This window comes from Anaerotruncus sp. AF02-27, from assembly GCF_003465835.1.
GTDB classification, from domain to species: Bacteria; Bacillota; Clostridia; order Oscillospirales; family Ruminococcaceae; genus Anaerotruncus; species Anaerotruncus rubiinfantis.
Map to the genome: position 1 here is coordinate 272,120 of NZ_QSBX01000001.1, position 20,769 is coordinate 292,888.

Sequence of the window (20,769 nt, forward strand, 5' to 3'; positions counted from 1 at the left end):
CCTTTTTCATAATGTGCAGGATGCGGTCGAACTTCGCGCCCGGCGGCGTCGAATCCGCAACGCTTAAAACCAGGCTGCGGCCATCGCCGATACTCGAAAGGGTCTCGTCGATGTATTTTTCAAATTCGTACTGGCTGAACGAATCCTCCAGCACGCTGATCGAGCAGATACCGCCCCAGACCGCGTGGCTGCCCAGCACATCACGGGTATCCTTAATCGTCTGGCCGATCATCGGCGCGGTGCAGACCGAATCCGCCACATCGATATCAGCCTTTACATATTCTTCCAGCAGCCCGGCATTGTCGCCGTCGGTGTGGGTCAGCAGGTATTTCCCCTTCCCGTGCAGAAATGCCGAAGCCTTCTTGAGATACGGGGTGATGTGCTGTGCGAAAAACGGCGGGTTGGTGGTCATTGAATCATAGTTCGCGCCCACATAGAGCAGGTCCGCCGGGGAATCCGCCATACACGCGAGCATCTTGTCCATCAGCGTTTCGATCTTCGCACAGCATTCCTCCATCAGCTCCGGATAATCGTAGGTGTGGAACCAGAAAGTTTCAAACGGCACCATCTCCTTGAGCAGCGCGTGCATGGGCGAGCCGCCCTCGTAGAAAAACCCCACGACCGGCCCGCGGTCGCCGATCTCCGCCTTGATCGCATCATAATAGTGGTAGCGCGGCTTGACGGCACCGTGTTCAAAGATATATCCGATCTTCTGATAGTCCTCCTCGGTCTCGACGGCGGGCTTGGTGATATGCGCCTGGGTGATGCCCGCCCGCTTCATCTCGTCGTCGTAATAGACCTTGGTAGTGATGTCCCCATACGGGGTCCGGTAAGTCGTGACCGTCTCCGGGCCGTTCAGTTCCACCTTGCGCTCAAGATCGAATTCGACCGTGTAAAAGACCGATTTGGTGCGGTGGATGCCCAGCCCCACATCAGCCGGGTCGTACGGCTCCTCGAAGGTGGAAAAATCGGGGATCACGCAGTGATATCCCAGCCCGAGATCGTCCACGATATCGACAAGCGAGGCGTGCTTATATTTGTCGGGCAGCGTCCCCTGCGCCAGATTTCCCTTATACCACAGGTCAAGGCGCGGCACAAAAGGCAGCTGGTCGAGCGCTTCGCCGCGGATCGCGGCCATGATGCGCTGTTCATGGGTCACGGTAATTCACCTCTCAAAACATGTTACCCGAACACCATATTCGGGACCAGTGTGATCAGGATTGGGAAAAGCCCGAACAGGCAGGCCATTCCCGCAAGCGTAATACAGTAAGGGACGATCGTCGTGACGACGTCAGTGACCTTGACCTTTGCGATCGCGCTGCAAATGAAGAGCAGCATGCCGACCGGCGGGGTGATACAGCCAATGAGCAGCGTAACGACGGTAAACACGCCGAAATGCACCGGGTCGAAGCCATAGGCGGCCGCAATCGGCGCGAGGATCGGCACCAGGATGATCATGGCGGCGGTGTCCTCCATGAAGCAGCCGATGAACAGGTAGAACGCCCAGACCAGCACGATGAATACATTCGGATTCGTGGTGATGCCGTTGAGGAAATTGCCGACATGCAGCGGGAAGTCGTTGCGCGCGAGGACCCAGCCCATGACCGCCGCGATGCCGATCAGGAACATCGGGGTGGTGCTGCCCATGGCGGCGTTGAGCACGATCTGCTTGACCTGCTTAAACGAATGGATGGAACGGTTCATGAAGCCGACGATGAACGCATAGATCACGGCGATGACTCCCGATTCGGTTGCGGTGAAGAAACCGGACAAGATGCCGCCCACGATGATGACCGGCATGATCAGCGCCCAAATCGCCTCTTTAAAGGCAATCCAGATTTCCTTGAGGGTCGCGCGGGTGTGGATTTTGATGCCGGTGCGTTTCTTCGCGGTGAAATGGGTGAGGATCATCAGGCTCAGGCCGAACAGTACGCCGGGGACGAATCCGCCCAAAAAGAGCGCTCCAATCGAAACACCGGTCATCGAGCCGTAGATGATCATCATGATGCTCGGCGGGATGATCGGACCGATCGTGTTGGCCGAAGCGATGATCGAGACGGCCAGCGGCTTGTCGTAGCCCTCCTCCTCCATCGCGGGGATGAGGATCGCGCCGAGCGCCGAAGCGTCGGCCGCGGCGGCGCCGGAGATACCCGCCATCAGCATGCCGGCCAGGATGCTCGTCTGCCCGAGGCCGGCGCGCAGGTGCCCGACCAGCGCCGAGGCCAGCTTGACGATCTTGGTGGTGATGCCCGAAACGCCCATGACCTCACCGGCCAGGATAAAGACCGGCACCGCCATCAGCGAGAAAGAGTCGAGCATGACAAAGGTGCGCTGCGGCAGCAGGATGCCGGGCAGATCGCCCACCGCCAGGATGGATGCGATCGACGAACCCGCGATTGCGATACCGATCGGCATGCCCATCACCAAAAACAGGAAGAAGATCCCGATCATAATTCCAATTGCCATCGTCCATCCCTCCTATTGCGCCGCGGGCGCGGCTTTCTCCCGGGAATAGCCCTGCACCCGCTTGGCGAACGCATACAATGCAAAAACCACCGAGAAAAACCCGCCGACCACCACACCGGCATAGACAAAGCCCATCGGGATGCGCATGGCCGGCGACGGGGTGCTGCGGCCGCCAAGCAGCAGCGCCGCCGAATAATAGGTGAAGTAGCCCATCACCAGGATCACGATAATATCGTTGATATCCTCCAGGATCCGCCGGCTCTTCGGCGGGAGCTTGGCCAGGAAAAAGTCGATGCCGATATGGTTGCGGTTTTTAAACGCAATAGCGGTGGTGAACATCACCATCCAGATGGTGCAGTAACGGGCAAGCTCCTCGCTCCAGGTGAGCGAGGCGTTGAAGATCCTGCGGCAGATGACCTGCAGGAAGCTCGAGAGGATCATCACCAAGAAGAGGATAAACACGCTGTTGTTTAATATCGCGGTCGTCACGTCCATGATTTTGTCGATGGCATTTTTCCGATTGTTACCCAAAAAACTCGTCCCCCTTTTTCGCTTTGTTCCCAGCGAATGAAAACAGCGGGAAGGCGGCGCTGCCTCCCTGCTGTGTCACACCCGGATATACCGGAAATTATCCCACCAGCAGCGCCAGAAGATCCTCGGCCTGATAGTCCGCCGCATATTTTTCCTGCATCGGTTTGCAGGCCTCCATAAATGGGGCGATGTCGGGCTCGGTGAGGGTGATGCCCGCATCGATCATCGCCTGCAGCGCGTGCTCGTCCGACTGCGCGAACGCTTCCCACTGCCAGTCGGTGGTTTCGGACATCGCCTCGTTGACCGCCGCTTTTTCCGCATCGGTCAGGCCTTCGTAAACCTTTTCGTTGATGATCGGGATCATGCAGCTAAAAATGTGGTTGGTTTTGGCTATATACTGTCCCACCTCATGAAATTTCATGGAGTACATCTCTTCCGCGCAGACCTCCACACCGTCCACGACGCCGGTCTGGATCGAGGTGTAGACCTCTCCGAACGGGATCGGGGTGGGGTTGGCGCCCAGCGCGGTGAACATGTCGATATAGACCGGCACTTCCGGCGCGCGCATCTTGCGGCCCTTCAGGTCGCCGATCGACTCGATCGGGGCGGATTTTGTCAGCATGACACGGAAGGACGAGTTCCACCAGTTGAGCACGCGGATGCCATGATCCTTCAGCAGCATCTCGCTCAGCTGGGTTCCGGCTTCGCCCGCCAGCTTGGCGCGCACGTCCTCAAAGCTGGTGAACATATACGGCAGGGCAAGCAGGCCGTACTGCGGACAGAGATTCGAGATGTATGCCGAGGTGTTCATGCCCATATCGATGGTGCCCATCTTGATGCCTTCGAGCATGTCCCGCTCGTTCCCGAGCTGGCCGCCCGCATAGACGCGGACTTCGAGCGTGCCGCCGCTCTTCTCCTTGACCTTTTCCGCGAACATGTTGGCCGCTTCGTCGTCGATGCCTCCCATCGTGATGTTGTGCGCCAGGCGCAGGATCTTTGCATCCGTCGCGGGCGCCGCGTCGCTCGGGGTATCGGCGGAAGCGGCCGGAGCCGGGGCTGCGCTCGACGCCGGCGTGGCGGACGGGGCGGGGCCTTTGTTGCATCCGGTCAGCGGGACTGTCAGAAGCACTGCCGCCAGGAGCAGGGACAATACATTTTTGATTGTTTTTTTCATTAGACTTTCCTCCCTCATATTCATAAAACCCAAACGTCGTTGTTCAGATCTTTCCAATCGCGCGCATATTTGGCTTTATTGCACAGAATCCACGCATGGCATGAGCAAATTCTGTTGAAACAGTTTCATTATAAACGGCAAAAACCGGGCCGTATTGTATATCCTCTCTATTTTTTGTACAATTTTTTTGTCTTTACGGGAAATTAACATCAGGCCCGGCTGTATCGCAGCCGTATGCGCAGCCATCCAAAACCTCTTGACAACTAGGAAAAGTTCTGCGAACCTATAAGGAAGGAGGGCATTTTACCCTTTCGGCGGTTCTTCAAACAGCATGTCCTCCACATACCGTTCCATAAAGTACGGATTACCCGAAAGTTCCACCACCCGGCAGGCGCGCGCCAGCGCTTCCGAACGCAAACGTTCCTCCCGCGACAGGAGGACCATTCCGGTGCCCATACCCGCCGCGTTTCCGATCACCCGCGCTTTTCCCGCGAAGCCGCGCGGCAGCATGCCGATCTTTTCGGCGTTCGCGGGATCGATGAAGCTGCCGAAGCCCCCGGCAATTGTGAGCCGCTCCACCTTGTCCGGCGAAAGCCCGGCCTCGTGCAGCAGGGCGCGCATTCCGGCGCAGATGGCGCTTTTTGCAAGCTGAAGCGCCCGAACATCCTTCTGAGTGAGCCATACGCCGCTTTCCCCGAGCTTCACCGCAGGCATCCCGTCCTGCTCGGTGAGATATGGGGAAGCGGTTTCGTCCATCTGCGGGATGCGGCCGGTTTCGTCCAGGAGTCCCGCTTCCCGCAGCACCGCCGCCGCGTCGATAAGACCCGAGCCGCAGATTCCTTTCGCCGGGCCGCCGCCGATGACCGAATAGCGGATCTGACCATCCGTAAGCCAAACGTGGTCAACCGCACCGGTTCCGCCGTTCATCCCCATAGAGATGCCCGCGCCTTCAAAGGCCGGGCCGGCCGCCGTGGAACAGGCATAGAGCTTTCCCTGGACGCAGAGGGCCATCTCCCCGTTCGTGCCGATGTCCACCAGCAGCTCCGGCTCCTTCGCCGCAAAAAGCCGGCCCGCGAGGATCGCGCAGGTCATATCCGCGCCCACATAGGCGGCGATGCAGCGCGGCAGGTAGGCCTGCGCGCCAGACGCAAGCGAAAGTCCCAGCTGCGTCGCATCCACGCTTTCCCCAAACAGGCAGTCCGGCGCAAACGGCGCGGCCGCGAGGGAGGACGCCTCCCGTCCCGTCAGCAGATAAAGCATGGCCGTGTTGCCGGTGAGCGCCGCGCGCAGGATCTGCCCGGGGGCAATCCCCGCTTTTTTGCAGAGCTGTCCGGAAAGACTGCCGATGCAGCCGAGCACCGCCCCAGCGAGCTCCGACTGCCGCCCCGCGAGCGACTGTTCGATTCGGGAGATCACGTCCGCGCCAAAAGCACCCTGCGGATTCCCGCAGCTTGCGGCAGCGATGGGCGCGCCGGTATCAAGCCGGTAAAGGTATGCGGCCACCGTGGTGGTTCCGATATCCACTGCGAGCCCATAGCCGCCCGCAAAGCGGTCCCGGCAGAAGTCCGGCAGAACCCCTGCGGACAGCACCACCTGCTCCCCGTCCGGCAGCGGACAGGCCCGCGCCTTCCCGCATACAAGCGTGAGACAGGCCAGCCGCACGCCGCCGGAAACCTCCGCTTCACGCAGAAAGCCCCGCTCCCGGCCGGTCATCGGGGAGAGCGCCCCTTCGGCCATCACCTTGCATTTTCCGCAATTGCCGCGCCCGCCGCAGGGCGCGTGCGGCGCGGCCCCCTCCCGCTGCAAAAGGGTCAGAAGCGGCTTTGGCTCCGCGGGCGGCGCGTAAACTTCGATCCACTGGTTCATTCGGGATACCTCCGATCGTCACTGAATGCTTTTATCATATACGATTCCCCGCGAAACTGCCAGAAAAATTTTTCAACCCGCCCGGGTGTGAGGAGGGATTTGCTTGCGGATTCATATTATCGCCTGTCAGGTTTTCAGCCGGGAGCTGCGGCATTTCGCCGCAGTCAGCCCGCATATTATCGACATCACCTGGCTACCGCAGGGCCTGCATGACACGCCCACGATCCTGCGCAGCCGGCTCGAATCGGCCGTTTTGCAGATCGAAGATACCCCGCGCAACCGGCCGGACTTCATCCTGTTCGGTTATGGGCTCTGTTCGAACGGCACGATGGGCGTCGCCGCCCGGACCATCCCGATTGTGATCCCGCGCACCGACGACTGCATCGGGATCTTTCTCGGCTCGCAGGCCCGCTATCTCGCGCTTTTCAACCGCTATCAGACGGCCTACTGGCTCAATAACGGCTGGATTGAGAACGCCTTTTTGCCCACGCCTGAAGCGCTCGCTGAAAAAAAGGCGGAATATACGCGGCTGTATGGGGAGGACAACGCCGAATATCTCGCGGGGGAGGATGTGTCCTGGACAAAAAATTACCGTTACTGCGGCTTCATCCATTCCACAGTTTACCACAACGACTCCTACCGGGCGCTCGCGGACCGGCTCTGCGGGCTCTACGGCTGGGAGGCGGTCGACCTGCGCGGCGACTGCCGGATGCTCGAAGCGATGGTGGGCGGGCAATGGGACCCGCAGGATTTCCTCGTCTGCCCGCCCGGCACCTGGGCACAGCCGTCCTATGACAGGCAAAAAATGATTGCGGTCCCCGCAAAGGAGGAAGCTGCCAATGGATGATCTGCTCCGGGAGCGCTGCTTAAAATACGCGGCGCACATCTCCGGGCTCTGCGGCGTGGAATGCGTGGTGATGGACATTGCGGAAAAATGCTTCGTCGGCCTTCGCCAGGATGAGCTCAAATTCTGCAACCACTGCACCTATGAAAAACGCAACCTCATCAGCACCCATCTGTACGGAAGCTACGAGGCCTACCGCTGGAACGGGAAATACATCTACTACTGCCCGCGAGGCCTGGTTTTTGTCGCGTCGTCGGTTTCGGACGACCATGGGCTGATGACCGCCTCGATGATCGCCGGGCCGATCGTCATGGGGGATCTGAACGATGCGTTTGAGGATATGCCCGACCATGGGATCCGTGGCATCCTGCACGATATCCCCAACTATTCCACCGCCCGGGTCAACCATCTCGCCGAAATCAGGGAAACGGTCACCGCCTACATCAACATGATCCCGCACAGCCGGGTCGGCACCTTTGTCTACGAGCAGGAGAAGATCCTCAATTCGTTCTACAGCGTACAGGACATCTACCGCGACAACCACCAGGACATCCCCTATCCCATCGAGCAGGAGCGCCGCCTGCAAAAACTGATCCTCGCCAAGGATAAGCAGGGCGCGCAGGAACTGCTCAACGAACTTTTGGGGCACATCTTCTTCTCAAGCGATTTCAACATCGAACGGATCAAAGGGCGAATTCTGGAGCTCATGGTGCTGCTGTCCCGTTCGACTATCGACGCGGGCGCCAACCCGAACGAGATCTTCTATCTCAACGACAGCTACCGCGAGGAGCTCGCGCAGATGACCGAGCTTGAGGAGATCAGCGTGTGGATTTCCGGCATCATGCACCTGTTTTTCAACTACACCTTCGATTTCACCCAGATCAAGCATTCAGACGTCGTCTACAAGGTCATGCAGTATGTCAAGGCAAACTACGTCAAGAAGCTCACCCTCGAGGAAATCGCGGGCTGCGTCTATCTGAGCAAATCCTACCTGTCTACCACCTTCAAGGATGAGATGGGCGTGAGCCTCTCCTCCTATATCAACCAGGTGCGTGTGGAGAAGAGCAAGCAGCTCCTGCTTGACGGCAACGCGAGCCTGGTGGAGATCGCCAACCTCTGCGGCTTTGAGGATCAGAGCTATTTCACCAAAGTGTTCAAAAAATCCGAAGGCGTCTCCCCCAAGGTGTTCCGGGACGCGCGCGGAAAGGCCCGCTGAAACGCCGCAGGAAGCCGCATTTCAAACCCCGTATCCAGGCAGCTGGATACGGGGTTTCGCAGTTTGCCGAAAATAGTACAAAAACTCGAAAGATTTTCATAGATAAATGCTCCATAATCTTCTAGAATCGAAAACAGGAAGAGATTCATTCCCCGTATCCCTGAGAAACGACTAGGAGGCTGCTATGGGTGTTTTAGAAGAAATCAGTGAGTTTTTGCAGAAGGGCCGCGCCCCAAAGGTGAAAGAGCTGGTGCAGCAGGCGCTGGACGAAGGGTACGCCCCCAAGGAGATTCTTGAGGGCGGGCTGCTCGCCGGCATGGGGATCATCGGCGGGAAGTTCAAGCTTAATCAGGTCTTTGTCCCGGAAGTCCTGATTGCCGCGCGCGCCATGAACCAGGGCGTCGCCGTACTCAAACCGCGGCTGGTCGAGGACGGGGTGGAATCGGTCGGCACCGCCGTCATCGGCACCGTCAAAGGGGATCTGCACGATATCGGAAAGAACCTTGTCAAGATGATGCTCGAAAGCAAAGGCATCCATGTGGTCGACCTCGGCGTCGACGTGCCCGCCGAGCGATTCCTTGAAGGCGCGAAGGAGCATAACGCCCATGTGGTCTGCTGTTCGGCGCTTCTGACCACCACGATGAACGAGATGAAGTCGGTCATCGACCTGTTCCAACGGGAAGATTACCGCGACCGGGTCAAGATTATGGTCGGCGGCGCGCCGGTCAACGAAGCGTTCGCGCAGTCAATCGGCGCGGACGGCTACACCCCCGACGCGACCAGCGCCGCCGAGCTCGCGTACTCCTATTTCAGCGCGTAACGAGAACGACATTGCCAAGGAGATGACCACTATGAAGCAAAATATGGCCCAGTGGCTTGACAACCTGAAGGCCGCCCAGGTGAAAAAGGCAATGCCGGTCCTGTCCTTCCCGGCGATCCAGCTCATGGGCATCAGCGTCCGGGAGCTGATTTCGAACAGCGCGCTGCAAGCCGAGGGCATGTATCGGATTGCAGCGCGAACCGATTCGCTCGCTTCGGTTTCGCTGATGGATCTCTCGCTTGAGGCCGAAGCGTTCGGCAGCACGATCCGTGTATCGGACGACGAGGTTCCGACCGTTGTAGGCCGGATCATCGAAAGCGAGGAGGACGCGGACAATCTTGCTGTGCCGCAGATCGGTGCGGGACGCACCGGCATCTATCTCGACGCCATCAGAAAGGCGCTCGAAAAGATCACCGACCGGCCGGTCTTCGCGGGCACGATCGGTTCCTTCTCGCTCGCGGGCAGGCTGATGGATGTGACCGAGGCGATGGTCAATTGCTACGTGGAGCCGGATATGGTCCACAAGACTCTGCGCAAGGCGACCGACTTCCTGATCCAATACATCCGGGCCTACAAAGAGATCGGCGCACACGGCGTGGTGATCGCCGAACCGCTCGCCGGGCTGCTTTCGCCCGACCTGATCGCGGAATTTTCCTCGCCCTATATCAGCGAGATCGTAAAAGCGGTGCAGGACGACAGCTTCCTGGTGATCTATCACAACTGCGGCAACAACACCATCCAGCTGATCGAATCGATCCTTTCCACCGGATCGGGCGCCTACCATTTCGGCAACGCGATTGACATGGGCGAAATGATGGAACATATCCCGTCCGACACCGTGGCGATGGGCAACGTCGACCCGGCCGGCCAGTTCCGGGGCGGCACGCCTGAATCGATCCGGGAGGCGACCCTCGCGGTGATGGAACGCTGCCGCAAATACCCGAACTTTGTCATTTCGTCCGGCTGCGATATTCCGCCGATGTCCAGGTGGGAAAATATTGACGCCTTCTTTGCCGCGGTGCAGGAATTTTATAATCGTTAAACCCGCCTCCATAAATTACATCCCTAAACAGGGACCCGCCCTTTGGATCTGATCATGGTCCAAAGGGCGGGTCCCTGTTTTCTCCGGTTTATATGAGCCGTTCCCATTCGGCGGGTTTAAAGCCCACCAGTACAAAATCTTCTCCCACGATGAGCGGCCGCTTCACCAGCATCCCGTCGGTCGCAAGCAAGGCAATCTGTTCCGCTTCGCTCATCTGGGGCAGTTTCTCCTTGAGCCCGAGCGATTTATAGAGGAGTCCGCTTGTGTTGAAAAACCGCTTCAGCGGCAGGCCGCTGCGTTTCAGCCAATCGGTCAGTTCGTCCGCTGTGGGGTTCTGCTCCTTGATATGCCTGTCGTCATACTGCACGCCATGCTCGTCAAGCCATTTCTTTGCCTTCTGGCAGGTGGTGCATTTGGGATACTCGATAAACAAAACCTTCATCTGTTTTCCTCCTTTTTTTGTTCGTCCAGCGCGATCCGGCAAGCCGCTACCGCGTCCGAAAGCTGGTCCGCCGCGACCAGAAACCGGTTGTTGTGGCAAAAGCGCAGGGACGAAAGCCCAGTCAGCGCAGGCAGTTCCGCCTCGGATTTCCCTGCCCATCCCAATGGGAACGGGCACTTGAGCGCACCGGTTTCATCGTCGGGGACGCCCTGCGCGCTGAAACCGCCCCGCTGGGACGGATAAACCACAAAGACGGCAGCCGTCCGGTAGACCGCTGATTTCCAGGGTGCATACCGCGGCAGCACGACGATCCCGTCCTTTGCCGCGGCGATTGCCTCCGCGACCAGCTGCTTGGCGCGGCAGATCGCGCGGACAGCCGCAAAACGTTTTTCCAGGATCACCTGCGCGAAATCCACCGCCTGCCAAAAGCAGGCGTCCTCCGGTTCCGATGAATCCCAGGCGGGATTAAAGTTCCCGATGATCTCCGCGATTGGATCGCCGCAGCCGGTGTTGTCGTCAAGGTCGAGCGGCTGCACAAAGTGCTTGTCAAACGCCTCCACATCCCGGCCGGACAGCACCTGCGGCCCGAACGTCCTCCAAAGCAGGCCGAACGCCGCGTAAGGAACGCCATTTTCACGCACCGGCGCATTCTGCTGATGGTGGTCGAATTCCCCCCAGCCGATGTCATATGCGAACCAATGATAGCCCTCCGGTATCCGCTGTACCCGCGCAATCTCGATTGATGGGTTCAAAATGCGCAGCAGCGCGGTGGAAAAAACATCGTCCGCGTGGAATTTTCCCGCATGGGTCACCGCGCGGGAGGGCACGATCTTGTCTGTCATAATGGTCTTTCCTTTCTCAAAGGCGTTCGGTGAGCATCACATGCACTGTGTCGCCCGGTTGCTTGCCGATCTTTCTGCGGATTTCCTTGCGCAGACCCAGGATATGCCTGGGCGTCCCCATCCGCACCAGGCTGCCGTCGTATGGTTCGCCGTCAAAGGCGGCATGAACCTTGACCCTCCCCTTACCGAAAACTTTCTTCACATCAAATGGGATCTCCACATACGCGCCGTCGATATCCGGCACCTTCCGGATCACCGCGTCAAATTCGTATTGCATTTTCCAGCTTCCTTTCCCTATGCAGCCGCGCGAAAATCGTGTATACTTTTAGAAAGAGGTGATCGCATGAATCCAAAGGCGCTCTCTCCGGATGGTTACATCATCGGGCAGAACCTGCTCGGCGATCTGCGCTACGGTCTGCTTGGTTCCGACCGCAACGGCTGCGGTTGGATCTCCTGTTATAATGCGCTGAAAATGCTCGGTGATCCGCGACCGGCGGAGGAAATCGCGGCTGATTTCCAAAAGGGACTGTTATTCGGCGGGCTCTTGGGCACCAATGTGCTCGCGCTTGTCTGGTACCTGTCCCAGGAAGGCCACCAGGTGCATGTGAGCCTGTTCCCGCCGCATTTTGAACGGCTCGCGCGCGGCGCGGGCGCCAACATTCTGATGTACTGGCATAAACGCGGGGCGCATTTCGCGGCCTTTCAAAGTGAAGGCGGCCTGTTTCATTTTTATAACGCGGCCTATGGCAACGCCAACGACCTGCAGAGCCTGCCGGAGTTCCTGCGGCGGCACAGCATCCTGCCGGTGGCAGTGCTTATTTCGGCCGACGACCCGAAGCGAATCCTCGTCCGGCGCGCGCGCTCCGCGCGGCGCCGGCTCGGCCGGGGAGCCGGGTGAGCCGCCCGCTTCCCATATTTAAAAATTATAGCACAAACCTTATGGAAATGCTATCCGACGGGAGGGAACCGGTTTGGCAAAGGGATCAAATCAAAAATTGAAGCTGCTCTACCTGATGAAAATCCTGCTTGAGCACACCGATGAAGCGCACGCCATCACCGTTCCCGAAATGATTGGCGCGCTTTCGGCTTACGGCGTATCCGCTGAACGCAAAAGCATCTATGACGATCTGGAGGCGCTGCGGATCTATGGGCTGGACATTCAGATGCGCAAGGACAAAACTTTCCGTTATTTTGTCGCGAACCGGCAGTTTGAACTGCCGGAGCTCAAGCTTCTGGTCGACGCGGTGCAGTCCTCCCGGTTTCTCACCCGGCGCAAATCCACCGAGCTGATCAAAAAACTGGAAAGCCTTGCAAGCCGGTACGAAGCCCAACAGCTGCAGCGGCAGGGCTACGTGGCCAACCGGATCAAGGCGATGAATGAAAGCATCTACTACAATGTGGACAAGGTGCACGCCGCCATTGCGGAAAACCGCAAGATCAGTTATCTCTATTTTGACTGGGGCGTGGATAAGCAAAAGCATTTCCGCCGTGGCGGCCGCCGTTACTGCGTGAGCCCCTGGGCGCTCACCTGGGACGATGAAAACTATTATATGGTCGGATACGACAGCGAGGCCGGGATCATCAAGCACTACCGGGTGGATAAGATGCAGGACATCCGGCCGACCAGTCTTGCCCGTGAAGGCGCGGATCTCTTCGGCCAGTTTGACATGGCGGTCTATGCCAGATCCCTGTTTGGGATGTACGGCGGCGAACAGCAGGTTGTGCGTCTCAAAATGCGCAACCATCTGGCCGGGGTCGCCATCGACAGGTTCGGGCGGGATGTCTACCTCCAGCCGCTCGATAGCGAATGGTTTACCGTGGCGGCCAGCGTCACTGTCAGCCCGACCTTTTTCGCCTGGGTCTTTTCGTTTGGAGAAAATGCGGCGGTCACGGGGCCGGAATCCGTTGTGGCGCAGCTGCGGGAATTTCTCGCCAAAATTTCGGGAAATTATTGCTAAAGTCCGTTTTATGGGACACCTTCCGCGGTAGGATAAAACCGTTGGGAGGTGTCTTTTATGTTTGGAACCATCCTCTGGTTTTCCGCCTGCGGCGGATTTTTCCATCTGATGATGCGCAGATGCCGCCAAGCGGCGGCGCAGGGCTACCGCGATCAGCAGCAGTTTCTGCGCGCACGGCGGGGATAACGGGCGTGCTTTCCGGGGGGCTTTCGTCCTCCGGGTGTACGGCAAAAAGCGCGGTACAGTTTTTGCAACCTGTCCCGCGCCTTTTGACAAAGCGGCCTACGCCGCGGCTTTCAATTCTTCCAGTGCTTCCTGTTCGGTGTCGGCGGAGAACTGGAAGTTGCCGAACCGGTCGTAGACTTCCACATGGCTGTAGACGTTTTTGATGATGTAATCCATTTCCAGCATCCTTTCTGTCGGAAAATTTGATGTAGTTTTCTTACCGTAATTCAAGAATATCACATCAATTGTCCAATAAAACGGACACAAAAGGCCCTGTGCAAAAATTTTTGCACAGGGCCTTTTGGAATGGGACTCCTTCTTTCCTATTTTTGAGGGAAGAGGTCGCGCAGCCTGGCAACCCGCTCCTCAATTTCTTTTTGATGCTGTTCGTCCGAAACCGAGGGATCCTGCATCTCATAAAATTGGCGGCAGGGCAGCTCCCGGCATTCGCCGCAGCTGCGCAAGCCCTTTTCGTTCACCGGGCATGTATATTCCGGACAGGCCTCCTGTCCGATATACCGCGCCCAGTAAACTTTGCCTTCGATCGCATTGCATCCGGGGCATTCGGCCGGGTACTGTCCACAGCCCGCGCAGTCCACACCGCAGGGGCTCAGCTCTTCGGCAATCCAACCACGCACAACCGCGTCCGGATGCTGGGTGCGCTCCACAACTTTGGCAAGCGGCATCCCTTCCCGCCAAAAATGCAACACCACCGATTTCATGCTCTGCCCGACTTCCACAATATGCCGGTCCGGATCATAAAACCGCACAACCCGCTGCCCCCAGTCATATTCGGTCACGGGATGTACCAACGCGGCGCCCGATTCCTCCAGGCGGATTAGAAAACCGTCGAAATCATCCGTCTCAAAATAGAGCTCGGCATCGCAGCCGCCGAGGCGGATTTCTTCCGCCGGTTTTTTTAAGAATCCGGCCCAGCTTTCCAGCGTCTGAAGCGAAAGCCCGCTTTCAAACGAGATATTTGCTCCAAAGTCATAGCATAATTTCTGATCGAGCAGCGTTTCATAAAAACTGCGGGAGGCCGCGAGATCGCGTACCGCCAGCAGCGGGCCTTCAAATTTCATCTACTTCCCTCCACCTTGTGTTCCCGGTAAAATTGTTTGAGCTGCGCCTTGACGCCTTCGTCCAATTCCGCTTTGCGCACGCCCCGGATTGCGCCCTCCAGCGCCGAAAGCCGGTGCAGGCAGGCGGACGGGTCGAACGCCTGGATCCGCAGCCAAGCCTCCCGGCTGCCCACCCGGCGCAGTTCGTCCGGGGAATCAATCCCCGCGTCCAAAAGCTGCTGTTCCAGCGTTTTGCCGATATTCGGCAGTTTTGCCAGTTCCCCCATACCAGTTCCTCCTCATGTAAGAAACGTTGCGATCTCGTCCAGCTCCTTGCGCCGTTTCGGGCGCAGCTGCCCCTCTCCGGCATAGCCGACCGCAATCACCAGCCTGATCCGTTTGTCCTGCGGCAGGCCGAAGAGTTCTTTGATCTTCTCCTCGTTAAACCACCCAAGGATGCAGGTGGAAAGCCCCTGCTCGAGCGCGGCGAAGCAGAGGTGCGCCGCCGCGATCCCAATATCGATCTGCGCGTATTTCTGCTCCTTGACCAGCCCTCCGAGCTTTGCGGAAAGGTTTGCTTTATACTCGCTCACGACGATGAATGCCGGGCAGTTGTCGGTGAATTTGTTCATTCCCATCCCCTGCGTACACTTGGCAAGTTTCTGGGAAAGCGCGGGGCTGTTCACGACCAGGAATTTCCACGGCTGGCTGTTGCAGGCGGACGGCGCAAGCCGCGCGGTTTCCACCATGGCGCGCAGCTTTTCATTTTCCACCGGCTTCGGCGCAAAGTTCCGGCAGCTCTCCCGCCGGTTGACCAATTCTGTAAATACGCCCATCATTTTTCCTCCCGTTCCAGTTGATGATCCTTCCAATACCACCACTTGCATTTCTCCGGCTCCGGCTCGGCCGTCTCCGCGTAGTAAACGGCGCATCGGAAGACATACAGCACGCAGCGGTCGAGCTGCATGCCGCAGCGGATGCAGTCGCGGTCGTACATCTCCCGCGGATTGGCCCCGCGCAGCGACTCGATTGTGCCGTAACCGATGCCGGTCAGGTGGGTTTCCATGTCCTTGCCGATCCCCGGTATGGTTTGCAGTTCGCTTTTCATGGAACGCCTCCTTTCTCGAACGAATGTTCTTCCTTTTCCATCATAATCAATCCCGCGGATAAAATCAACCCCTTTTTCCAAATCTCGCACAATTATTTTAGTCCGGCAAAAGCCTCCCCGGAAAACGAGCGGTTGAACGTATCGCGCTGTCGGGAGGCGCTCCTTCCTCCTTGTCAAAAGATGCCTAACGCAAAAGACAGCCCTGCAACCACGGGCTGTCTTTTGCGTTTAAAACCCTAAAACAGTTGGCAAAAAGATGGATACAAACGGGACGTAGGTGATCAGCATCATCATGCCGAACAAAAGCAGGTAAAAGGGGATGCATTCCTTCATGAATTCCTTGACACGGCAATGGGTGACCGAACAGGTGACAAACATCAGCGTCCCCATCGGCGGCGTAAAGGCGCCCACCGAACCGTTAAAGAGGAAGATCATTGCAAAGTGAAAGTCGTTGATCCCATAGGAGCGCGCGATTGGAAGGAGCAGCGGGATCAGCACGATCATTGAGGCGTTTCCTTCGATGAACATCCCGACAATGATCAGGAAGATGTTAACCAGGAACAGAAACACGTATTTGTTCGAGATGAAGGTCAGCATGAAGTCGGTGAACTGCTGCGGGACCTGTTCCCAGGTGAGCACCCAGGCGAAGGCCGAAGCCACGCCGACGATCAGCATAATCGAGGCGGTGATTGCGACGGTTTCCCGGATCCCCTGCAAAAGAAGCGGCAGGTTCAGCTCCTTATAGATCACAAAGCCGAGCAGCAGCGCATAGGCGATGGCGACCGCGCCGGCTTCAGTCGCGGTGAAAATCCCGATCCGAATGCCGCCGATGATCACTACCGGCAGCAGCAGCGGCAGCAATGCCTGCCGAAAGGACGACAGCAGCTCCCTGCCCGTGGCGCGGCGTTCCCGCGTGGGGAGATAGCCGCGTTTTTTGGAGATCCGGCTGACCAGGGCCATCATGGCAAAACAGGTCAGGATACCGGGAAGGATCCCCGCCATGAACAGCCCGCCGATCGAGACGTTCGCCACGCATCCGAAGATGACCATGCCGATGCCCGGCGGGATGATCGGGGTGATGATGGCGGAGGCCGCCGTCACCGCGGAGGAGAACGCCTTTGAATAGCCGTTGCGTTCCATCTCAGGGACCAGCATCTTCGCCTCCATTGCCGCGTCGGCGATCGACGAGCCGGAGAGCCCGCCCATCATGGTCGAAAGCACGACGTTCACCTGCGCGAGCCCGCCCGCCATGTGCCCGGTGAGCACCTCGCAGAAACCCATGATCTTCTTGGTGATGCCGGTATAGTTCATCAGGATTCCCGCGCAGACAAAGAAGGGGATCGCAAGCAGCGCGATCGAACCGGTCCCGCCAATGATCCGCTGCACGATAATCATGTTGTTGAGCTCCGGGTTCAATACGATATAGGTGATCGACGCAAATGCCACCGACGCAAAGACCGGGACATTGAGAAACATCAGGATAAAAAACAGGATGGCGCCCAGCGCGAGCCCAAAGGTATTCATTCGGTTTCCCCCTTCCCGTCCCGCCGGAAATACCGGACCGAAAAGTTTACAAGCATCAGCACCGCGCCGACCGGCAGGGCGATATCGATCACCTGGTATGGGATACGCAGGATCGGCGTGATCTTATCCGACACCTGCAAGGTGAGCTTCATCCCGTAATACGCGATGAAACCGAGCACCAGCATCAGCATGGCGTAAGCGAACACATCCACCGCCCGCCGCAGTTTTGCCGGGAACCGTTCCACCAGAAGGTCGATCGAGACATGGTTGTCGGTTTTAACCGCGACGGAAGCGCCGAAAAATACCAACCAGGTGAAAAACAGGGTCGAAACCTCCTCCAGCCACTGGAACGGCGAATGGAAGATATAGCGCATCACCACGCCGAGCACGGTACAGGTCACGATCACAACCAGGCAAAAGCCGGATACGATCAGGTCCAGGTTGGAAAGCACCCGCATGAGCTTTTTCAAAAAGCCGCCCTCCCTTGCCACTCAGCTGTTGATAATCCCTTGGATTTTGTCATAAAGCCCGTCGGACCACTCGGGGAACATCTCATAATAGGAAGCGACCTTCTCGCGGAACGGCGCGGTGTCCACTTCGATGATGGTCACGCCCGCTTCTTCCAGCTTTTTGGTCGTATCCGCGACCTTCTGGTCCAGCAGGTCGTTATTGACCGTGCCCGCGTAGTTTCCGCCCTCGATGAGGATCTGTTTATGCTCCGCGGGGATGGTGCCGATGAAATCGCTGCCCGCGACCCAGCCTGTGAAGAGCAGCATGTGGTTGGTCAGCGAGATATACTTGGCGACTTCATACTGCTTATTGCCGTAGATGACCGGCAGCGGGTTCTCCGCGCCGTCGATCACGCCCTGCTGCAGGGAGGTGTAAACGTCGCCCAGCGGCATTGGGGTTGGGGTGGCGCCCATCAATTCAAAAAAGCGGGTGTAGATCAGGTTGTCCGGGCAGCGGATCTTCATGCCTTTGAAATCCTCCGGCGTCTTGACCGGCTTTTTGGAGATGGTTTGGCGCACGCCGTAGATCCAGTTGCTGGTCAGCAGGAAGAGGCCCTTTTCCTCCAGCTCCTTGCTTTTCTCCGTCCACCAGTCGGATTCCATCACCTTAAACGCGTCTTCCTTGCTGTCAAACAGGTACGGCCCGCAGGTGATGCCCATGTCCGGGACAAAGTCCATCAGGAAGGAGCCGTCGCCCATGGTCACGACATTGGCGCCCATCTGCGCCTGCTCGTAAAGGTCCTTCTTGTTGCCAAGCTGGGAGTTCGGGAAGAGCTGCATCTCGATCTCGCCGCCGGATTCCCGCTCGACATACTCCTTCCAAGCCTCGCACGCCTTGTGCAAAAGTTCGTCGGTCGCGTTTTCATAGCCGACCTTGATCACGGTCTTTTTCGCCGGCGCGGGTTCCTGCCGGGATTCGCCGGGCGCCGCCGCAGCGGAAGGGGCCGCGGAGGACGCCGGCGCTTGGGAGTCGCCGCATCCGGCGAGCGGCAATGCGAGCATTGCAAGGGTTAAAACAATTGCGATGGCTTTTTTCATATGGGATCTCCTTTCTTGTCGGTCAAATCTCTATACTCTGATAAAGGATCCGTCCATCCTTTACCGTCATCCGTGGGGAGAAAAGCAGATTTCCTTTACATTCGTAGCCGAGCTTATCGATGAAGACCCGCTCGCCTTCAAGCGGCTTCATGACCGCCACATCCGCGTAAGCGCCGGGTTTGAGGGTGCCGCGCTGCCCGGCGAGCCCGATCTTCTGCGCGGGTGTGCTGGTGCAGCCCCTGACAACCGCGTCAAGCGGCATTCCGGCGGCCAGCAGTACGCTCATCACATATGGAAGCGCGAAAACCGGCCGCTCATAAATGCTGTTGCGTCCAAGGTCGGTGGTGACAAAATCCGGCCAGAAGCCCTGCCCGACCGCGCGGCAGAGATTCTCAAGCCCGTGGTTATATCGGGCGCAGGCAAGGTCGATCAAAACCCCGCGCTTTTTCGCTTCAATCAGGCAGGGCCGAACCCTGCCGGCTTCATCGAAGATGGTGACCCCGCGGAAGTGGTAGGGATGCACCAGCAGATCGCCTGCCCGCAGATGCAAAAGCGCCTCTTCATAGGGGCAGGGCAGGTCGATCATATGTACCGAGAGAAAGCAGCCCGCCTTATCCGCGATTTTGACCGCCCGCAAAAGTGCGGAGATGTCCGGCGCAAATTTTTTGCCCAGCCGGATCTTGATCCCGAGCAGTTCCCCGCGATACCGCTCAAACATCCGGCAGATACGGGCCTCGTCGAAATGGACCGGGTCGAGGTTCTCGGCGAAGGCTTCGGTGGTCTGGCCGGTGTTTGCAATGTAGAGCAGGCTTTTCAGGGTTGTGAGCGAGGATGCGATGGTGTATTTTGAAAAGCTTTCGTAGTTTGAAACCCCGCAGCTTCCCGCGTCGACCGCCGTGGTAACCCCATTCGGGAGCAGCATCAGATCGGGCAGAAGGCCGACGTCGCTGCCGCCGAAATTGAGGTGCGTGTGAAAATCGATGAGCCCAGGCAGCACCAGGTGCCCGCCCACATCGATCACACGGGTTTCGTCGTCCGGCGGGAAAGCCTCCGGGACAATCCGGTTGTCCCGGATATAGAGGTCCCCCACCCGGTCGGTCCCTTCGCCCGGATCAAAAATCCGGCCGTTTTTCAGGATAAGTTTCGTGTAGTCCAACGCCATAGAACCACCCCAAATCAATTTAAATTTTATTTTAGATCATATTTTAGATCTAATTATTTTTAAAAAATATAAAAACAGCTTTTAATTTTATCATAAATCAGTTATAATGACTACGGCTTTATTTTATCATTGAAAATTTAACTTGTCAATGACTTTTTAGAGGTGGAAATAGATGGAAAACAATCAATCCCTGTCAATGGTCGATCTTGCGTACCGCAAAATTAAGGAGGAGATCGAAACCTTCCGGCTCCAGCCCGGCCAACGGCTGATTATTCGGGAACTGTCGGAACGGTTCGACATCGGCCACACACCCATCAAGCAGGCGCTGAACCGCCTGGTTTCGGAAGGTCTGATCGACGTTTTTCCCAACAAGGGGATGGCGGTGAAACAGCTTACCTGGAATTCCTATCTGAGCAATGTGGAGGCCCGCCGGATGGTTGAGCTGTATGCCGTACCATACGCAATCCGCGAAGCGCGGGAGAATCCCGCGTTCCTCCCGCTGATGCAAGCCAATTTCCAGACGCACCGGGACGCCTTTGTGACCTCGGCTACCGACGCCAGCATTGAAAATTACTTGAAAATCGCAGATATTGAAGCGGATTTTCATCACACAATTGTCAGGACCTGCAAAAACCAGAAAATCCTTGATTTCTACGCTACGCTCGGTCAGAGTATCTATATCCTCTACTATACCTTTGCGCTGAATGTACAAATCCGCCTCAAGCATTCTCTTGAGGAGCACCAAGCGTTGCTTCGCGCCCTCGCGGAATTTGATGCGGATGGGTTATATAAGGCCACCAATCTGCATATTGACAACACCATCGCCCATGTGAAAAAGCATTCCTTCATCTTTTACCGCGGCGATACCATCTAGGGGCTGGCTCGACTGCCGCCCAGATCAATATGCTCATTACAGAAAAGCGGGCAGCCCCGGGCTGCCC

The 20,769-nt window shown here is 57.6% G+C and carries 24 protein-coding genes; 8 read left to right on the forward strand and 16 right to left on the reverse strand.

Annotated features, from left to right (window positions below):
• The 5 genes from DWV16_RS01420 to DWV16_RS01440 all read right to left on the reverse strand — a co-directional run.
• Nucleotides 1–1,159, reverse strand: a 1,159-nt coding sequence (locus DWV16_RS01420; protein WP_118477617.1) for a uroporphyrinogen decarboxylase family protein, incomplete at its 3' end; no start/stop codon positions are given.
• Between the two features lie 23 nt (nt 1,160–1,182).
• Nucleotides 1,183–2,466, reverse strand: a complete 1,284-nt coding sequence (locus DWV16_RS01425; protein WP_066457038.1) for a TRAP transporter large permease — start codon at nt 2,464–2,466, stop codon at nt 1,183–1,185.
• A 12-nt stretch (nt 2,467–2,478) separates the two neighbouring features.
• Nucleotides 2,479–2,997, reverse strand: coding sequence for a TRAP transporter small permease (locus tag DWV16_RS01430; protein ID WP_118477618.1), 519 nt, complete (start codon nt 2,995–2,997; stop codon nt 2,479–2,481).
• 97 nt (nt 2,998–3,094) lie between these two features.
• Complete coding sequence (locus DWV16_RS01435) at nt 3,095–4,171, reverse strand: TRAP transporter substrate-binding protein (RefSeq protein ID WP_158572751.1); 1,077 nt, start codon at nt 4,169–4,171, stop codon at nt 3,095–3,097.
• A 303-nt stretch (nt 4,172–4,474) separates the two neighbouring features.
• On the reverse strand, nt 4,475–6,037 hold the full coding sequence (locus DWV16_RS01440) for an ASKHA domain-containing protein (RefSeq protein WP_066457031.1): 1,563 nt from the start codon (nt 6,035–6,037) through the stop codon (nt 4,475–4,477).
• A 103-nt stretch (nt 6,038–6,140) separates the two neighbouring features.
• Here DWV16_RS01440 and DWV16_RS01445 point away from each other — a divergent pair, with 103 nt between their 5' ends.
• The 4 genes from DWV16_RS01445 (at nt 6,141) to DWV16_RS01460 (ending at nt 9,959) form a co-directional block, all read left to right on the forward strand.
• Complete coding sequence (locus DWV16_RS01445; RefSeq protein ID WP_158572752.1) at nt 6,141–6,884, forward strand: DUF1638 domain-containing protein; 744 nt, start codon at nt 6,141–6,143, stop codon at nt 6,882–6,884.
• Entirely contained in the window at nt 6,877–8,097 is a 1,221-nt protein-coding gene (locus tag DWV16_RS01450) for a helix-turn-helix domain-containing protein (RefSeq protein ID WP_118477621.1), read from the forward strand. Before DWV16_RS01445 ends, DWV16_RS01450 begins: the two co-directional genes overlap by 8 nt.
• A gap of 184 nt (nt 8,098–8,281) precedes the next feature.
• Nucleotides 8,282–8,917 (forward strand): corrinoid protein, encoded by a 636-nt coding sequence (locus DWV16_RS01455; RefSeq protein WP_066457023.1) that lies wholly within the window; start codon nt 8,282–8,284, stop codon nt 8,915–8,917.
• A 31-nt stretch (nt 8,918–8,948) separates the two neighbouring features.
• Entirely contained in the window at nt 8,949–9,959 is a 1,011-nt protein-coding gene (locus DWV16_RS01460) for a uroporphyrinogen decarboxylase family protein (protein ID WP_118477622.1), read from the forward strand.
• 88 nt (nt 9,960–10,047) lie between these two features.
• Here the strand turns inward: DWV16_RS01460 and DWV16_RS01465 are convergent, their stop codons facing one another.
• The 3 genes from DWV16_RS01465 to DWV16_RS01475 are packed head-to-tail and all read right to left on the reverse strand — an operon-like array spanning nt 10,048 to nt 11,520.
• Complete coding sequence (locus DWV16_RS01465; protein ID WP_118477623.1) at nt 10,048–10,401, reverse strand: arsenate reductase family protein; 354 nt, start codon at nt 10,399–10,401, stop codon at nt 10,048–10,050.
• Nucleotides 10,398–11,243, reverse strand: coding sequence for an MYG1 family protein (locus tag DWV16_RS01470; RefSeq protein ID WP_118477624.1), 846 nt, complete (start codon nt 11,241–11,243; stop codon nt 10,398–10,400). Before DWV16_RS01470 ends, DWV16_RS01465 begins: the two co-directional genes overlap by 4 nt.
• Before the next feature lie 16 nt (nt 11,244–11,259).
• Nucleotides 11,260–11,520: a DUF1905 domain-containing protein gene (locus DWV16_RS01475; RefSeq protein WP_066457009.1), complete on the reverse strand. Its 261-nt coding sequence runs from the start codon at nt 11,518–11,520 to the stop codon at nt 11,260–11,262.
• 66 nt (nt 11,521–11,586) lie between these two features.
• Here DWV16_RS01475 and DWV16_RS01480 point away from each other — a divergent pair, with 66 nt between their 5' ends.
• From DWV16_RS01480 to DWV16_RS19750, 3 genes are all read left to right on the forward strand, one after another.
• Nucleotides 11,587–12,141 carry a hypothetical protein gene (locus tag DWV16_RS01480; RefSeq protein WP_118477625.1) on the forward strand — a complete coding sequence of 185 codons (555 nt, stop codon included), beginning with the start codon at nt 11,587–11,589 and terminating at the stop codon, nt 12,139–12,141.
• A gap of 73 nt (nt 12,142–12,214) precedes the next feature.
• Nucleotides 12,215–13,201, forward strand: a complete 987-nt coding sequence (locus DWV16_RS01485) for a YafY family protein (RefSeq protein ID WP_118477626.1) — start codon at nt 12,215–12,217, stop codon at nt 13,199–13,201.
• 57 nt (nt 13,202–13,258) lie between these two features.
• Nucleotides 13,259–13,387, forward strand: a complete 129-nt coding sequence (locus tag DWV16_RS19750) for a hypothetical protein (protein ID WP_255420038.1) — start codon at nt 13,259–13,261, stop codon at nt 13,385–13,387.
• Nucleotides 13,388–13,749: 362 nt separating this feature from the next.
• On the opposite strand, the gene DWV16_RS01490 is transcribed toward DWV16_RS19750, so the two are convergent.
• From DWV16_RS01490 to DWV16_RS01525, 8 genes are all read right to left on the reverse strand, one after another.
• Nucleotides 13,750–14,508 carry a VOC family protein gene (locus DWV16_RS01490; RefSeq protein ID WP_118477627.1) on the reverse strand — a complete coding sequence of 253 codons (759 nt, stop codon included), beginning with the start codon at nt 14,506–14,508 and terminating at the stop codon, nt 13,750–13,752.
• Nucleotides 14,505–14,774: a TfoX/Sxy family protein gene (locus tag DWV16_RS01495; RefSeq protein ID WP_118477628.1), complete on the reverse strand. Its 270-nt coding sequence runs from the start codon at nt 14,772–14,774 to the stop codon at nt 14,505–14,507. Before DWV16_RS01495 ends, DWV16_RS01490 begins: the two co-directional genes overlap by 4 nt.
• 12 nt (nt 14,775–14,786) lie before the next feature.
• Nucleotides 14,787–15,323 carry a nitroreductase family protein gene (locus tag DWV16_RS01500; RefSeq protein ID WP_118477629.1) on the reverse strand — a complete coding sequence of 179 codons (537 nt, stop codon included), beginning with the start codon at nt 15,321–15,323 and terminating at the stop codon, nt 14,787–14,789.
• On the reverse strand, nt 15,323–15,595 hold the full coding sequence (locus DWV16_RS01505; RefSeq protein WP_118477630.1) for a helix-hairpin-helix domain-containing protein: 273 nt from the start codon (nt 15,593–15,595) through the stop codon (nt 15,323–15,325). The genes DWV16_RS01500 and DWV16_RS01505 overlap by 1 nt, the downstream gene beginning before the upstream one ends.
• Nucleotides 15,596–15,823: 228 nt before the next feature.
• Complete coding sequence (locus DWV16_RS01510; RefSeq protein WP_118477631.1) at nt 15,824–17,119, reverse strand: TRAP transporter large permease; 1,296 nt, start codon at nt 17,117–17,119, stop codon at nt 15,824–15,826.
• A complete protein-coding gene (locus DWV16_RS01515; RefSeq protein WP_118477632.1) occupies nt 17,116–17,589 on the reverse strand; it encodes a TRAP transporter small permease in 474 nt (157 codons plus the stop codon). The genes DWV16_RS01510 and DWV16_RS01515 overlap by 4 nt, the downstream gene beginning before the upstream one ends.
• Nucleotides 17,590–17,610: 21 nt before the next feature.
• The gene (locus tag DWV16_RS01520; protein ID WP_118477633.1) at nt 17,611–18,666 is read right to left on the reverse strand and encodes a C4-dicarboxylate TRAP transporter substrate-binding protein; all 1,056 of its coding nucleotides are present in this window, start codon (nt 18,664–18,666) and stop codon (nt 17,611–17,613) included.
• 22 nt (nt 18,667–18,688) lie between these two features.
• Nucleotides 18,689–19,828, reverse strand: coding sequence for an amidohydrolase family protein (locus DWV16_RS01525; RefSeq protein ID WP_118477634.1), 1,140 nt, complete (start codon nt 19,826–19,828; stop codon nt 18,689–18,691).
• Nucleotides 19,829–20,000: 172 nt separating this feature from the next.
• On the opposite strand from DWV16_RS01525, the gene DWV16_RS01530 reads away from it, so the two are divergent.
• Nucleotides 20,001–20,702 carry a GntR family transcriptional regulator gene (locus DWV16_RS01530; protein WP_118477635.1) on the forward strand — a complete coding sequence of 234 codons (702 nt, stop codon included), beginning with the start codon at nt 20,001–20,003 and terminating at the stop codon, nt 20,700–20,702.
• Nucleotides 20,703–20,769: the final 67 nt, after the last annotated feature.